Consider the following 13,963-nt stretch of genomic DNA (forward strand, 5'->3'; position numbering starts at 1 on the left):
CGTATAGCCTAGCTCCGCAACCAACCGCAGCTATGGCCAAAACCGTCTCCGAAATCATCGTCGACACCCTCATTGCCGCCGGCGTCACGCGCGTCTACGGCGTGGTGGGCGACTCGCTTAATGGCATTACCGACGTCATCCGCGCCCGGGAGGGCATCGAGTGGATTCACGTGCGCAACGAGGAAGCCGGCGCCTTCGCGGCCGGGGCCGAAGCCCACCTGACGGGCACGCTGGCCGTGTGCGCCGGCAGCTGCGGCCCCGGCAACACCCACCTCATCAACGGCCTCTACGACTGCCACCGCAGCCGCGTGCCGGTGCTGGCCTTGGCCGCCCAGATTCCCAGCCCCGAAATCGGCACCGGCTACTTCCAGGAAACGCACCCCGAAACCACTTTCAAGGAGTGCAGCCACTACTGCGAGCTACTGAGTCAGCCCACCCAGGCCGTGCGCATGACCGAGGCCGCCATTCAGCACGCGCTGGGCCAGCGCGGGGTGGCCGTGCTCGTCATTCCCGGCGACGTGAGCCACGAAACAGTGCCCGACGCGCCCGAGCCGCGCCTGCCCGTGCTCGGCCGCCGCGCCGTGCTGCGTCCCGCCGACCAGGACCTGCAGGAAGCCGCCGCCCTGCTGAACGGGGCCAAGAAGGTTACCATCATGGCCGGAGCGGGCTGCGCCGAAGCCCACGCCGAGCTGCTGCAGGCGGCCGAAAAACTCGGCGCGCCTGTCGTGCATGCCCTGCGCGGCAAGGAGTACGTGGAGCCCAACAACCCCTACGACGTGGGCCTATCGGGCCTGCTGGGCTTTCATTCCGGCTACGAGGCGCTGATGAGCTGCGAGGCCCTGCTTATGCTCGGCACCGACTTTCCCTACACCCAGTTTCTGCCCCAGGATGTGCGCACCGTACAGGTGGACGTGCGTCCCGAGCACATCGGCCGGCGCACCCGGGTGGAAGTCGGCTTGGTGGGCGACGTGGCCGAAACGCTGCGCGGGCTGCTGCCGCTGCTCGATGCCAAAACCGACCGCAGCCACCTGGAAACGGCCCTGCGCAACTACCGCGACTCCCGCCAGAGCCTCGACGAGCTGGCCACCGGCACGCCCGGCGACACCAGCCTGCACCCGCAGTACCTCACCCGCCTGCTCGACGAGCAAGCCGCCCCCGACGCCATTTTCACCTGCGACGTGGGCACGCCCACCGTGTGGGCCGCCCGCTACCTGCGCATGAACGGGCCGCGCCGCCTGATCGGCTCGTTCAATCACGGCAGCATGGCCAACGCCCTCTCGCAGGCCATTGGCGCGCAGCTTACCCGGCCCGGCCAGCAGGTCATTGCCCTCTGCGGCGACGGCGGCCTGGCCATGCTCCTGGGCGAGCTGCTGACGGTGCGCCAGCTGAAGCTGCCGGTGAAAATCATCGTGTACAACAACGCCAGCCTGGCCTTCGTGGAGCTGGAGATGAAAGCCGCCGGCTACCTCAGCTACGGCACCGAGCTCGACAACCCCAACTTCGCCGCCCTGGCCGAAGCCGCCGGCCTGCACGGCATCCGCGTGACGGACCCCGGCCACCTGCCCTCGGCCCTCGACGGCTTCCTCAGCCACCCCGGCCCCGCCCTGCTCGACGTGGTGGTGAAGCGCACCGAGCTGTCGATGCCGCCCACCATCGAGGCCGCGCAGGTGAAGGGCTTCAGCGTCTATGCCCTCAAAGCCATCATGAACGGCCGCGGCGACGAGCTGCTGGAGCTGGCCAAGACCAATCTGTTTCGGTAGGAGAAGGGGCATCGGTAGGCTAAAGAACGTCATCCTGAGCAACGCGAAGGACCTTCCTTGCACCCTGCACCAACCGAAAAGCACAGCCGTCAACGCCATAAAATGAGGCGCGGTAGCTACGCTTCTACGTCCATGCAAAAACGTCTGCTTGTTGTTAGTGGCGGCGGTGCAAGGTGGGAGGAATGTCCTTCGCTGCGCTCAGGATGACAGACGCCCCTTTTCGTTGCCGCGCAAACAAACCCGCCGCCCGGCCGTGGCGAAACCGCGCCGGTTGCGTTTATTTGTGCTTTACCGGGCGCCGAGTTGCTGCCGGAACCGGGACGGCCGGCCCTTTACATGACCAACAAAGAACTCAAAGCCCTCATCTCGCTGCTCGACGACGCCGAAATCCGGCCGCAGATCGAGGAGCGTATCCACGAGCTGGGCGAAAGCGTCATTCCCTTTCTGGAAGAAGCCTGGGAGGAAAGCCTCGACCCGGCGCAGCAGCAGCGCCTGGAAGAGCTGATTCATAACCTGCAGTTTTCGGGGCTGCAGGAACGTCTGCGCGTGTGGCGCGACTCGGGCGGCGAAAACCTGCTGGAGGGCATGTGGCTCATCAACAGCTACCAATATCCCGACGCCGACCTGCAGGCCCTGAACCGCGCCATCGAGCAGCTGCGCTACGAGGCCTGGACGCTGATGTCGGCCGAAATGGGGCCCATCGACCAGGTGCGGGCCCTGAACCACGTGCTGTTCAAAGTGCACCGCTTCGCGGCCAACACCCAGAACTTCCACGCTCCGGCCAACTCCATGCTGCACTTGGTGCTAGAAACGCGCCGCGGCAACCCGCTCACGCTCTGCGTGATTTACCTGCTGGTGGCCCAGCGCCTGAAGCTGCCGGTGTACGGCGTGAACCTGCCCAACCTCTTCATTCTCACCTACCGACCCGAAGAGGCGCACACCCAGCCCTTCTACATCAACTGCTACAACCGCGGCCTCATCCTCACCCGCACCGATATCGAGCACTATGTGGCCCAGCTGAACCTGCCGGCCAACGACATCTTCTTCGAGCCCTGCTCGCACCTCGACATCGTGCGCCGCGCCCTGCGCAACCTCGCCGTGAGCTTCGAGAAGATGCAGGAGCCCGAGAAAGCCGCCGAAGTAAGCATGCTGCTGGCCATCCTGACGGGCGAGGAAACCCCGGCGGCGGCCCCGAGCGAAGAGGGCGAGCCGGACGAGGAATAGCAGAAGTAGTGAATCCTGACACCAGAACGTCATTCCGAGCACAGCAAGGAATGACGTTCTGGTGTCAGCTAAAAACGAACAAGCAGGCTGCTCTGACCGCGGCCGCCGCCTAGTTTTTCTTGATGATGCAGCCTGCCAAGGCCGGTTTGTTGGCAATGGAGGCCTTTTGCCCGGCCAGCACGGCATCAATAGCGTTTTTCAGGTAGGCTTCCCGCACGTTGGTTTCCATCTGCGCATTGTCGTCGATGGCGCCGCGGTAGCGGATGGTGTAGCCGCCCGCCACGGGCTGCAGCACCACCGCCTCGCTGGTGCGGTTGATGCCCAGCAGCGTGGCCGTTTTCATGTCGTCGTCGGTGAGGAGGGCGGGCTCAGCGCCGGTGGTTTTGACCTTGATTTTGCCCACGTCGGTGCCCTCGGCGGGCTGGTCCATCAGGCGGATGGGGGCCGATACCAGCAGCAGCTCCACGCCCTGGCTGGCATAGGCGCTGGCAAGATCGGTGAGGCGGCTCTGGTAAACCCGCGAAAAGGCGCAGCCGGGGTTGGTAAAGACCACCACCACGGCTTTTTTGCCGCTGAGCGAGCTGAGCGTAAGGGCCGAGTTATCGGCGCGCTTCAGGGTGAAATCGGAAATGACGGCGGTCTGGGCGCGGGCCGAGGTGACAACCACGGTAGCGGTGAGCAGCAGCGCGGCGGCCAGCAGGGAAAGACGACGAAAGGACATATCGGGGGCTGAAAATCAGCGGGGAAGTTCGGGAGAAAAAGTCCAGGTGAGCACGCAGCCGGTGGTGAGCTGCTCGTAGCCGAGCCGGTGGCGCGAAGGAGCTTCGTCGGGGGGCAGCAGGTGGCCGGTGAGGGTTCCGGTTTCGGCCAGCGCGAATGGCTCCAGCTGAATGTGCTCCTTGAAAAGCAGGCGGCGGCGGCTGTGAAGCTTGTAAAGGGTTTCCTTGGCGCTCCAGTACAGGCTGTGTTTTACATCATCAAGACCCGCGTCGGTCAGCTCCTTGTCGGTGAGATACTTACGGGCGAGCTGCCGCGCTTTGGGCCGCACTTGTTCAACATCTATGCCAACCCGGCCGCGCTCGGTCAGCAAAGCCGCCACCCATTCGCCGGAATGGGAGAGGGACACGCCGAACCCCGGCTGCCCGGCGACGAACGGCTGCCCGGTGGCCGCGTCGTTGCGGATGAGGGCGGGCGCGTCGGTCAGCTCCCGGAGCAGGGTGTGGGCCAGGGTGCGGCCGGCCAGCCACTGCCGCGGGCGCTGCGGGTCGCGGCCGGCGGGGAGCAGGGCGGCGTAGTCGGCCGGGGCGGGCAGCTGCGCGAGCAGCGAATCGGCGGGTTCGGTGAGGTGCCAGATTCCCAGCAGGGTAGGAGTGGCGGCGGGCAGGGGAGTGAGGCTATGCAGCGGCACGGCAGGGGGGTAAGCGGGAGGTCGAAGGAAGCGAATTTCGGGGCAACGGCCTGCGGGCAGCCCGGCGGCCGTACTTTCGCGCTGCCGTTGGCCCGGGTGGCCCGGCGCTTTTGCCCCGAACTTTCCATGACCGTAGCGCCCCGCCCGCAAGTGCACAAGCTGGCCGCCCTCACCGGGCACCGCGACTGTGTATACGCCCTTAGCGGCCATTCCGCCGACGCGACCTTCTACTCGGCCGGGGCCGACGGGCTGGTGGTGGCCTGGAACGTGGACGCCCCCGAGCAGGACGGGCAGCTGGTGGCCCGGGTCGAAAACTCGGTGTACGCGTTGCACTACGAGGCCGCACGGCAGCTGCTCGTCATCGGGCACAACTACCAGGGCGTGCAGGTTATCGACCTGCGCGACAAATCCCTGCGCCATGCCACGGCCCTGCCGCCGCTGGCCATCTTCGATTTTGCCTACTCCGAGCCGCGGCAGCGCCTCTACGTGGCCCTCGGCGACGGCACGCTGGCCGTGCTACGCACCACCGACTTCAGCGTGGAACAGCTCGTGCGCGTGGCCGACAAAAGCCTGCGCTGCCTGAGCCTGTACGAAGAGCGCGGCGAGCTGGCCGTGGGCAGCTCCGACCACCGCCTGCGCGTGCTCGACGCCGATTCGCTGCGGGTGAAGCATACCCTGGCAGCGGCCACCAACTCCGTGTTTACCTGCGCCTTCAGCCCCGACGGCCGCCGCCTCTACGCCGCCGGCCGCGACGCCCACCTGCGCGCCTACGACGCGGACCACGACTACGCCGAAGCGCTGACGGTGGTGGCCCACCTCTACGCCATCAACCACCTCTGCTTCAGCCCCGACGGCCGCCTGCTAGCCACCGGCAGCATGGACAAGAGCATCAAGCTCTGGGACGCGGCCTCGGGCCGGTTGCTGCGGGTGGTCGACCGGGCGCGGCACGCCGGGCACGGCACCTCCGTGAACCGCCTGTTTTGGTCGGGGCGGCAGAATCGGCTAGTTTCGTGTAGCGACGACCGTAGCCTGGCCGTTTGGCAAATCTCGGAGGAGCTAGGAGAGAGAAGCTAGGAGTTAGGAGCCCGGACCTTCATTCTTGTAGCACGTCAGCCTGGCAGGCCGCCAGTACCCCTCCCATCTTCTAGCTTCCCACTCCTAGCTCCTGCAACAATGAAAATCACCGCTCTCGATATCCGGCAGAAAACCTTTGAGCGCGCCTTCCGCGGCGTCGACAAGGACGAAGTAGACGGCTTTCTGCTCACCCTCTCGCAGCAGTGGGAGCGGATGACCGACGAAAACCGGGAGCTGCGCCGCCAGCTCGACCAGGCCCAGCAGGACGTGCAGCGCATGCGCGAGGTGGAAACCTCGCTCTACCGCACCCTCAAAACGGCCGAAGACACCAGCACCAGCATCGTCGACCAGGCCCAGAAGGGGGCTGAGCTGAAGCTGCGCGAAGCCCAGGTGGAGGCGGAGCGCATCCTGGCCGAAGCCCGCCAGAAAGCCCGCACGGTGGTGGACGACGCCTACCGCCAGGCCGAAAAAGCCGTGGCCGACATGCAGCGCGAGGTGCAGGGCCTGGGCGAGGACCATCAGCGCCTCGAAAATGTGTACGACGGCATGGTGCGCGAGCTGCAGCAGTTGGCCGGGGCCGTGCAGGAAAAGGCCTCCAAGGCCCAACAGCGGCAGCGCACGGGGGTGGGCGCCATCCTTTCCCGGGCGGCCAGCGTAAAGGTAACGCGCGAGGAACCCGCCTCGCCCGCAACCGAACCCGCCATGTACGTGTCTGCCCCCTCTGCTTCAGCCGCTGCCATTCCCGCCACCGCGCCCGCCGTGGGGGGCGGCTCCTTCGATGCCCAGCCCCGCGCCATTGGCTTCGAGCCGAACGGGCCGCAGCCGGGCAAGCAGCCCCAGCCCGGCTCGCCCTCGCACCCCGAAATCAGCCCGCGGGAGCCTTACGAAAACCCCGGCGTGGCCAACCCGGAGCGCGTGCACCAGCCCGAGCCGGCCACCGTGCCCAATGCCCCGGACCCCTACGTGCCTACCCCCACGCCCGACGTGCAGCCGGTAACGCCCCCCGCGCCCGAAATTGCCCCGCAGCCTACGCCGCACCCCGGCTTTGCCGCCGTGCCGGCCGTAGCTGCCGAGGCCGAGAAGTCGTTCTTCGACGAAATCTAGACCACGGATTTAGACGGATTTTCCGGATTGCACGGATTTCGCGGACGATTATCCACGGTGGTGCCACGACTTTGGAGTTGCGGCACCACTACTTTTAAGCGGGCGGTGCCAGCTGCTGAGCAGTTAGAAGTGCCTGCCCTTCGGGTGCGTTTTTTGTTTCCTTTGCCAAGGGTGAGTGGCTGGCTGAAAGACACCGTTGTCGCCGTGAGCTGCCACGTCGGGGCTCTGACCGTCAAACTCACTATTTCACCACCTCACCATTTCACCATCGATGGGTCAGATTGCACTGGAAGGCCTCGAGTTCTTCGCGTTTCACGGCTACTACGACGAGGAGCAGAAAATCGGCAACAAGTACGGCGTGGACCTGCGCGTGCGCACCAACCTCTACCGCGCCGGCAGCACCGACCACCTGGCCGAAACCGTCAACTACGAGGTGCTGTACCGCGTGGTGGCCGAGGAAATGCAGGCCCCGGCCCGGCTGCTGGAGCACCTCGCGCACCGCATCATCGACCGGATCATGCACGAGTTCGGCCACGTGCGCTGGGTGGAGGTGAGCGTGTCGAAGTTCAACCCGCCGGTGGGCGGCATCTGCCAGCGCGCCCGCGTGACCCTGAAGCGCAAGCGCCCCCAACCGCTGCTGTAGGCTCTCAGCCGGCGTAGCCCCGTGCCTGCATCTGCTCCCGAATCAGCCGCTGGGCTTCCCGGTGTTGACCGGCCGATTGATCGGAGCAGATCAGGCCGAAAATGTGGTCGGCGCGGGGCTGGCTGCTGGCTGCTGAGGGCAGGTGGTACCAGGTGCGCAGCGCGGCCAGCGCGTGGTAGCGCACGAGGTATTCGGGGTGAATGAGCAGGGACAGCACCGTGACCGGAACGTCGGGCGGCAGCTGGGCCAGGCTGAAATACTGCCGCAAGCCCATCAGCATATCCAGCAGCTGATACGGCGACGCCCCCGAGCCCAGCAGCGCGTCGATGCGCGGCCAGTCCACGGCCGCCGCGTCGATCTGGGCTAATGCCGCCAAAACGTAGGCCCCGGCGTTGGGCAGGTGGTCGTGTAGCAGGGGTAGGGCCGCCCGGCTGCGCAGGTGGCCCAGGCCAATGATGACGCGTGGGTCGGTCCAATGAGCTTGCAGGGCCGCCAGCAACTCCCGCTCGGCGGCGGCGCGCCCGGCGGGCGTTAGCGCGTCAAGGGTGGTCGTGTCGGCTTCGTAACCGTCGTGCCAGGCCAGGTAGTGGTCGATGTCGCCGAAGAAGGTGGTGCGGAAGCGGGCCAGGGCTGGAGAGGCCGGCGGCGGGGTGTCGGGCATAAACAGTTCGCAAATAACGGGTTCTGCGCCACTTTGCCGGAGCTTTAGTACCGCTAGCGTGCAGCCCGGTCATATAGATTGCAGTCTATGTTCTGGTGGCTAACGAAATATTTCGTAGCAAAAACTTGACATCTACGACGTGTTTCGTATATGTTTGTACGAAGCCGTTCGTAAAGGCTGACCCCACCTGATGAGCAAGAAGAACATACCGCGCCCGACGGAATCGGAGCTGGAAATCCTGCAGGTGCTGTGGCAACACGGCCCGAGCACGGTGCGCCTCGTCAACGACGAGCTGAGCAAGCGCCGCGACGTGGGCTACACCACCACCCTGAAGCTGCTGCAGCTGATGCACGAGAAGGGCATCGTCGCCCGCGACGACAGCAGCCGCACCCACGTGTACCGCCCGGCCCTGCGCGAGCAGGAAACCCAGGGCCAGCTCATCGACCGGCTGCTGGAAGCGGCCTTCGGCGGCTCGGCCCTGAAGCTGGTGCAACAGGCGCTGGGCAACCGCCACACCACCCGCGAAGAGCTGGACCAGATCCGGGACCTGCTCGACAACATCGACCCGCAAGCAAAACCATCCGCAACCGACACCCCCGATGAACTGGCTTGAAACCCTGTTGACGCCCGCGCTGGTGCGCGCCGTTGGCTACACCATTCTGCACTCGTTGTGGCAGGGGGCCGTGGTGGCCCTGGCCCTGGGCGGGCTGATGCTGGTGCTGCGCCGCCACTCGGCGCAGGTGCGCTACCGCGTGACGGCCGCCGCCCTGGGGCTGGTGCTGCTGCTGGCGCTGGTCACCTTCGTGCGCTACTACTCCACGGCCCTGCCCACGAGCGAAGTAGCCGCCACGGCCGTGCCCACGGTGCTGCCCGCGGCTGCCGAAGGGGCTGGGGCGGCCACGGGCGCGGCGGTAGCCGCCCAGGGGCCGCTGAGCACCGCCACCGTGCTGCGCTACGTGGAGCACAACCTGCCGCTGCTGGTCACCATCTGGCTGCTGGGCCTGCTCACCATGACCCTGCGCCTGCTCGGCGGGCTGGCCTACGTGCAGCGCCTGCGCCACTACGGCACCCGCCCGCTGGGAATGCTCTGGCAGACGCGCCTGAACAACCTCGCCGAGCGCGCCGGGCTGGATAAGCCGGTGCAGCTGCTGGAGTCGTCCTTGGTGCGCGTGCCGGTGGTGGTGGGCCACCTCAAGCCGCTGATTCTACTGCCCATGGGCGCCGTGGCCGGCCTCGCCCCGGCGCAGCTGGAAGCCATTCTGGCCCACGAGCTGGCCCACGTGGTACGCCGCGACTACCTCATCAACCTGCTGCAGTCGGTGGCCGAAATCCTGCTGTTCTACCACCCGGCCGTGTGGTTCCTGACCGCCACGCTGCGCTCGGAGCGCGAAAACTGCTGCGACGACGTGGCCGCCTCCCTCTGCGGCGACCCGCTGGTGCTGGCCCGCGCCCTGGCTGCCCTGGCCGAGCTGGGCCTGGAGCGCACCGCCGCCCCGCGCCTGAGCATGGCCGCCACCGGCCCCAAAGGCTCCCTGCTGGGCCGGGTGCGCCGCCTGGTGCAGGGCCGCACCGCGCCCACGTTCACCGAGGGCTTCATGGCCGCCTGCGTGGTAATGGTAGGTTTGCTGCTGCTCTCGTTTACCGCCGCCGCCGCCCTGGCCAACCCGCGCTTTGCCGAAGCCCCGCGCCTGCTGCGCAACACCATGCTGCGGCCGTTTATCCGCGAGGCCGGCAAGCCCGAAGATGTGTGCACCGATGAGGTGCCGGAAGCCTGGGAAGTATCGGAGCGGCCGGAGCGGCGCACGCAGACCACCACGACGACGACGGCCACCACGACCGTAACTACCAGCGACGATGACGACCCCAAACGAAAGCGCAAAGCCAAGGGAAGCAGCCAGGTAGTCGTGGTCGATGGGGCCGGGCGTCGGGGCGAGCCGGGCACCGTCATCATCGAGAAAGACAAGAAGGGCCGCGTGACCGATATGTACGTGAACGGGCAGCGCGTCGACGCGGCTTCGGCCGACGGTGGCAAGGAGAAGAGCAAGGACAAAGGCAGCCGCACGCAGGTTATCCGGGTGCCGTCGAACGGCGGGCAGACCTATACCTACGTGGGCCCCGGCGACTACAAGTTCAACTACAACTTCGACCAGCATTTCAACAGCGCCGAGTTTCAGCAGCAGATGAAAAAGCTGCAGCTGGACATGCGCCAGCTGGAGAAGCTCAATCACCTGAATGGCCTGAACTACACCCTCAACTACGGCGGCAATGACTGGGCGCAGGTGCAGCGTGAAGCCCTGGCCTCGGCCGAGAAGTCGCTGGCCAAAGCCCGCCTCGACCGCGACCTGAGCGAATCGGAGCGGGAAAAAATCGAGGAAGCTCTCGACAACATCCGCGACCAGCGCAACGAGCTGCGCGAACGGGCACGTGAACAGTCGGAAGCCCAGCGTGAGCACGCCGAAGCCATCCGCGAAGCCCAACGCGACCGGGAAGAAGCCCGTCGCGACGCCGAAAATGCCCGGCGCGACGAAATTAATCGTCAGCGCGACGAGCTGCGAGCCGAACGCGACCGAGCCCGCGCCGAGCGGGACCGGGTGCACGCCGAGCGCGACGCCCGCAACCGCGCCGCCGAAGACGCCATGATCAACGACATGGTGAAGGAAGGCATCATCAAGGACCGCTCGGTGTTTCAGCTCTCGATGAGCGGCCGCGACCTGGTGGTGAACGGGCAGAAGCAGTCGGAAGCCGTGGCAGCCAAGTACCGCAAGATGTACGAGGAAGGCACCGGCCGTACCCTCGGCGAATCGGGCACGCTGATGCTGAACGTCAACGGCAGCAACGTCAACCGCATCTTCAGCAGCAACTCGAACGCCAACTCCGAGCACTGGACGGCCCCCGAGCCGCCGCTGCCCCCCGCCGCTCCGGCCGCGCCCCGCACCTGGCGCGTAGTGCCGCCGGTTGCTCCGGCCGCGCCCATAGCCCCGCGGGCGCCCCGTGCCCCGCGCGCCCCGCTGGCACCCCGCACCACCACCGTCAACGGCGTGAACCTCACCGACCAGCTGCGGCAGGACGGGCTGATCGGCGACGCGGACCGCAGCTACCAGTTCCGCCTCAACGGGACGGAAATGGTGGTCAACGGTAAAAAGCAGTCGGCTGACGTGGCGGCCAAATACCGCAAGCTGATGGGCGGCACCAAAGGCGAAAAGGTGAACATGAACGTCACCGTCACCGCCGACTAGCGCCGCCGCTAGTCTGAGTTTGCCAACCACTTGGCGCCCAACCACCGCGGGCCGGCCGGGAAATATTCCTTGCCGGCCCGCGGTGCGTTTGGGCAGGTAGCACATTTCCGGGCTGGCTGCAGCACAAAACAAATTCCGACGCCGCTAAGCAACGCTTGGCCCGGCGGCTTCATCTATCGCGCACTTCCCTTCTCCCGCTTGTTCCTGATGTTTCCCCGCGCCCTTCTTGTTCTGCTGCTGAGTCTGCTCTTGAGCTGGCAGGCCAGTGCCCAAAAAACGACCGATGGCGCTGCCACGGCCGCCGCTACCCCGGCGACCAAAAAACACCTCCAGGCCGCCCGCATCAGCGGCGGCATCAAGCTCGACGGGGTACTCGACGAGGCGGCCTGGCAGCAGGCCTCCATTGCCACCGACTTCATCCAGAACCGGCCCAACCCCGGTCCGCCCGAAAAGCACAAAACCGAGGTGCGCGTGCTCTACGACGACGCCAACCTCTACGTGGGCGCCATCATGCACGACGTGAGCCCCGACTCCATCATGCGCGAGCTGGGCGCCCGCGACAACTTCGGCAACACCGACTTTATCGGCATCTTTCTCGATACCTACCACGACAAGCTCAACGGCTACGGCTTTTTCGTGACGACGGGCGGGGTGCAGATGGACGCGCGCTACTCCCCCGCCGGCGGCGAGGATTTCAACTGGAATGCCGTGTGGGACTCGCGCACGGCCATTCAGGGTACCGACTGGGTGGCCGAGCTGCGCATTCCGTACTCGGCCATCCGCTTTGCCAACCAGCCCGAGCAGCTTTGGGGCATCAACTTTATGCGCCAGCGCAAAAAGGAAAACCAGGCCTTTTTCTGGAACGAGGTGAAGCCCGCCGTCGACGGCTTCGTGAACCAGTGGGGCACCCTGGAAGGCGTGCGCGACATCAAGCCCCCGCTGCGCCTCTCGCTCACGCCCTATGTGTCGGGCTACGTGAACCACTACCCCTTCGACGAGCAGGGCAAGCGCAACACCTCGACCTCGTTCAACGGCGGGGCCGACGTGAAGTGGGGCATCAACGAAAGCTTCACCCTCGACGCGACGCTGGTGCCCGACTTCGGGCAGGTGCAGAGCGACAACCAGGTGCTCAACCTCTCGCCCTTCGAGGTGCAGTTTGCCGAAAACCGGCAGTTCTTCACCGAGGGCACCGAGCTGTTCAACAAGGGCGGCCTGTTCTACTCCCGCCGCGTGGGCGCCCAGCCCATCGGCTTCGGCAACGTGAGTGGGCAGCTGCGCAAGGGACGCTACGACGCCGAGAACCGGCGCATCGCGGGCGAATACGTGGTGCAGAATCCGGGCGTGACGCAGCTGCTGAACGCGACCAAGGTCTCGGGCCGCACCAAGAACGGGCTGGGCGTGGGCGTGTTCAATGCCCTCTCGGGCGACGTGTACGCCACCCTGCAGGACAGCGCCTCGGGCGAGCGGCGCAAGGTGCTCACGCAGCCCTTCTCGAACTACAACATCGTGGTGCTCGACCAGTCGCTGAAAAACAACTCCTACGTGTCGCTGATCAACACCAACGTGACGCGCTGGGGCCAGACCTACGACGCGAACGTGACCGGCGGCCTTTTCCGCTTCGCCAACAAGAAAAACTCCTACGCCGTCGACGGGCGCGTGGTGTACTCGCGGCGGCGCGGCACGGTGTTCGGCGCCGAGGACCAGATCGACGACCGGGACGGCTACAAGTACCGGGTGAGCGTGGGCAAAATCAGCGGGGCCTTTACCTGGAACCTCTCGCACGGCATCGAATCGGGCACTTACAACCCGAATGATCTGGGTATCCTGTTCGGCAACAACAACATCTCCCAGGAGCTTTACATGAGCTACAACAAGTACAAGCCCTTCTGGAAGGTCAACAACTTCTACTCCTGGTGGGGCGTGGCCCATTCGCTGCTCTACGAGCCCACGCGCTACCAGAACCTGAACGTGTACGGCGGCTGGAACACCACCTTCACGAAGCTGTTCCTGACCACCGGCATGAACTTCGACGCCAACCCGGTGACGCGCGACTACTACGAGCCGCGGCAGTACCCGCTGGGCCAGTATTGGGTGCGCGTGCCGGCCAACGCCAACGTGGGCGGCTTTATCTCCTCGGACTACCGCAAAAAGCTGGCCCTGGACCTGAACGCCGGCGTGCGCCTCTACGAAGCCGACGGCCGCCTGCCGCGCCCGCGCCGCGCTGGCTACGGCCTGGGCTTCTCGCCGCGCTACCGCGTGAATAACCGCCTGAACTTCCGCTACAGCATCGACTGGAACTACTCCCACAACCAGATCGGCTACGTCAACGGCGGGATGAGCAGCAAGCAGCCGCTGGATCAGCCCTTCCTCAACGACGTGGTGCTCGGCCGCCGCGACGTGGTGACGGTGTCGAACGTGCTGCAGGCGGCTTACACCTTCACCAACCGGATGTCCTTGACCATCCGCACGCGCCACTACACCAGCAACGTGCGCTACCGCGACTTCGCCCGCCTCACGCCCGGCGGCGGGGAAGAACTGGTGGACTACCGCCGCAACCGCGACAACACCTACAACGCCTTCAATGTGGACATGGTGTACTCCTGGTGGTTTGCGCCCGGCTCGCAGATCAGCGTGGTCTGGAAAAACGCTGGTTCTTCGGAACTGCTGGCCAACCAGGCTACCCCGCTGTACTTCGACAACCTGTCGAACACCATCAACACTCCGCACAACAACTCGTTGTCGGTGAAAATCCTTTACTACCTCGATTACCTGACGCTGCGCCCGCGTCGGGGGTAAGCCGGTAGAGCAATACCGCGAACCGCCAGAAGACGAAGCTAACGTGCTCTTCGTCTT

General features: G+C 65.8%; 11 protein-coding genes. 8 read left to right on the plus strand and 3 right to left on the minus strand.

Translation table 11 applies throughout. The features are described 5' to 3' along the window. The first annotated feature begins 32 nt into the window (after positions 1-32). Together poxB and FDY95_RS13150 are read left to right on the plus strand one after the other, a co-directional pair. The gene (gene poxB / locus FDY95_RS13145; protein ID WP_138078223.1) at positions 33-1,760 is read left to right on the plus strand and encodes a ubiquinone-dependent pyruvate dehydrogenase; all 1,728 of its coding nucleotides are present in this window, start codon (positions 33-35) and stop codon (positions 1,758-1,760) included. Positions 1,761-2,096: 336 nt separating this feature from the next. Beyond that, on the plus strand, positions 2,097-2,984 hold the full coding sequence (locus FDY95_RS13150) for a transglutaminase-like domain-containing protein (protein ID WP_138078224.1): 888 nt from the start codon (positions 2,097-2,099) through the stop codon (positions 2,982-2,984). Between the two features lie 109 nt (positions 2,985-3,093). On the opposite strand, the gene FDY95_RS13155 is transcribed toward FDY95_RS13150, so the two are convergent. Both FDY95_RS13155 and FDY95_RS13160 read right to left on the minus strand, forming a co-directional pair. Then, positions 3,094-3,705, minus strand: a complete 612-nt coding sequence (locus FDY95_RS13155; protein WP_138078225.1) for a redoxin domain-containing protein — start codon at positions 3,703-3,705, stop codon at positions 3,094-3,096. A gap of 15 nt (positions 3,706-3,720) precedes the next feature. Then, positions 3,721-4,392, minus strand: a complete 672-nt coding sequence (locus FDY95_RS13160; protein WP_138078226.1) for a 4'-phosphopantetheinyl transferase family protein — start codon at positions 4,390-4,392, stop codon at positions 3,721-3,723. A gap of 126 nt (positions 4,393-4,518) precedes the next feature. On the opposite strand from FDY95_RS13160, the gene FDY95_RS13165 reads away from it, so the two are divergent. The 3 genes from FDY95_RS13165 to folB all read left to right on the plus strand — a co-directional run bounded on the left by FDY95_RS13165 (position 4,519) and on the right by folB (position 7,213). After that, positions 4,519-5,466 (plus strand): WD40 repeat domain-containing protein, encoded by a 948-nt coding sequence (locus tag FDY95_RS13165; protein ID WP_138078227.1) that lies wholly within the window; start codon positions 4,519-4,521, stop codon positions 5,464-5,466. 99 nt (positions 5,467-5,565) lie between these two features. Continuing rightward, positions 5,566-6,570: a DivIVA domain-containing protein gene (locus tag FDY95_RS13170; protein ID WP_138078228.1), complete on the plus strand. Its 1,005-nt coding sequence runs from the start codon at positions 5,566-5,568 to the stop codon at positions 6,568-6,570. Positions 6,571-6,841: 271 nt separating this feature from the next. Beyond that, a complete protein-coding gene (gene folB / locus FDY95_RS13175) occupies positions 6,842-7,213 on the plus strand; it encodes a dihydroneopterin aldolase (protein ID WP_138078229.1) in 372 nt (123 codons plus the stop codon). Between the two features lie 4 nt (positions 7,214-7,217). Here the strand turns inward: folB and FDY95_RS13180 are convergent, their stop codons facing one another. Next, positions 7,218-7,874, minus strand: coding sequence for a hypothetical protein (locus FDY95_RS13180; RefSeq protein WP_138078230.1), 657 nt, complete (start codon positions 7,872-7,874; stop codon positions 7,218-7,220). A gap of 190 nt (positions 7,875-8,064) precedes the next feature. On the opposite strand from FDY95_RS13180, the gene FDY95_RS13185 reads away from it, so the two are divergent. From FDY95_RS13185 to FDY95_RS13195, 3 genes are all read left to right on the plus strand, one after another. Next, positions 8,065-8,487, plus strand: coding sequence for a BlaI/MecI/CopY family transcriptional regulator (locus FDY95_RS13185; protein WP_138078231.1), 423 nt, complete (start codon positions 8,065-8,067; stop codon positions 8,485-8,487). Further along, positions 8,474-11,110, plus strand: coding sequence for a M56 family metallopeptidase (locus tag FDY95_RS13190; protein ID WP_138078232.1), 2,637 nt, complete (start codon positions 8,474-8,476; stop codon positions 11,108-11,110). Before FDY95_RS13185 ends, FDY95_RS13190 begins: the two co-directional genes overlap by 14 nt. 207 nt (positions 11,111-11,317) lie before the next feature. Further along, entirely contained in the window at positions 11,318-13,906 is a 2,589-nt protein-coding gene (locus tag FDY95_RS13195; protein ID WP_138078233.1) for a DUF5916 domain-containing protein, read from the plus strand. Positions 13,907-13,963 lie beyond the last annotated feature (57 nt).

Origin of the sequence: Hymenobacter jeollabukensis, from assembly GCF_005771675.1 — a bacterium.
Lineage (GTDB): Bacteria > Bacteroidota > Bacteroidia > Cytophagales > Hymenobacteraceae > Solirubrum > Solirubrum jeollabukense.

Bases quoted from the DNA above. Each gene is read 5' to 3' on its own strand.
- poxB (WP_138078223.1), top strand. From the start codon at position 33: ATGGCCAAAACCGTCTCCGAAATCATCGTCGACACCCTCATTGCCGCC.
- FDY95_RS13150 (WP_138078224.1), top strand. From the start codon at position 2,097: ATGACCAACAAAGAACTCAAAGCCCTCATCTCGCTGCTCGACGACGCC.
- FDY95_RS13155 (WP_138078225.1), bottom strand. From the start codon at position 3,705: ATGTCCTTTCGTCGTCTTTCCCTGCTGGCCGCCGCGCTGCTGCTCACC.
- FDY95_RS13165 (WP_138078227.1), top strand. From the start codon at position 4,519: ATGACCGTAGCGCCCCGCCCGCAAGTGCACAAGCTGGCCGCCCTCACC.
- FDY95_RS13170 (WP_138078228.1), top strand. From the start codon at position 5,566: ATGAAAATCACCGCTCTCGATATCCGGCAGAAAACCTTTGAGCGCGCC.
- folB (WP_138078229.1), top strand. From the start codon at position 6,842: ATGGGTCAGATTGCACTGGAAGGCCTCGAGTTCTTCGCGTTTCACGGC.
- FDY95_RS13180 (WP_138078230.1), bottom strand. From the start codon at position 7,874: ATGCCCGACACCCCGCCGCCGGCCTCTCCAGCCCTGGCCCGCTTCCGC.
- FDY95_RS13185 (WP_138078231.1), top strand. From the start codon at position 8,065: ATGAGCAAGAAGAACATACCGCGCCCGACGGAATCGGAGCTGGAAATC.
- FDY95_RS13190 (WP_138078232.1), top strand. From the start codon at position 8,474: ATGAACTGGCTTGAAACCCTGTTGACGCCCGCGCTGGTGCGCGCCGTT.
- FDY95_RS13195 (WP_138078233.1), top strand. From the start codon at position 11,318: ATGTTTCCCCGCGCCCTTCTTGTTCTGCTGCTGAGTCTGCTCTTGAGC.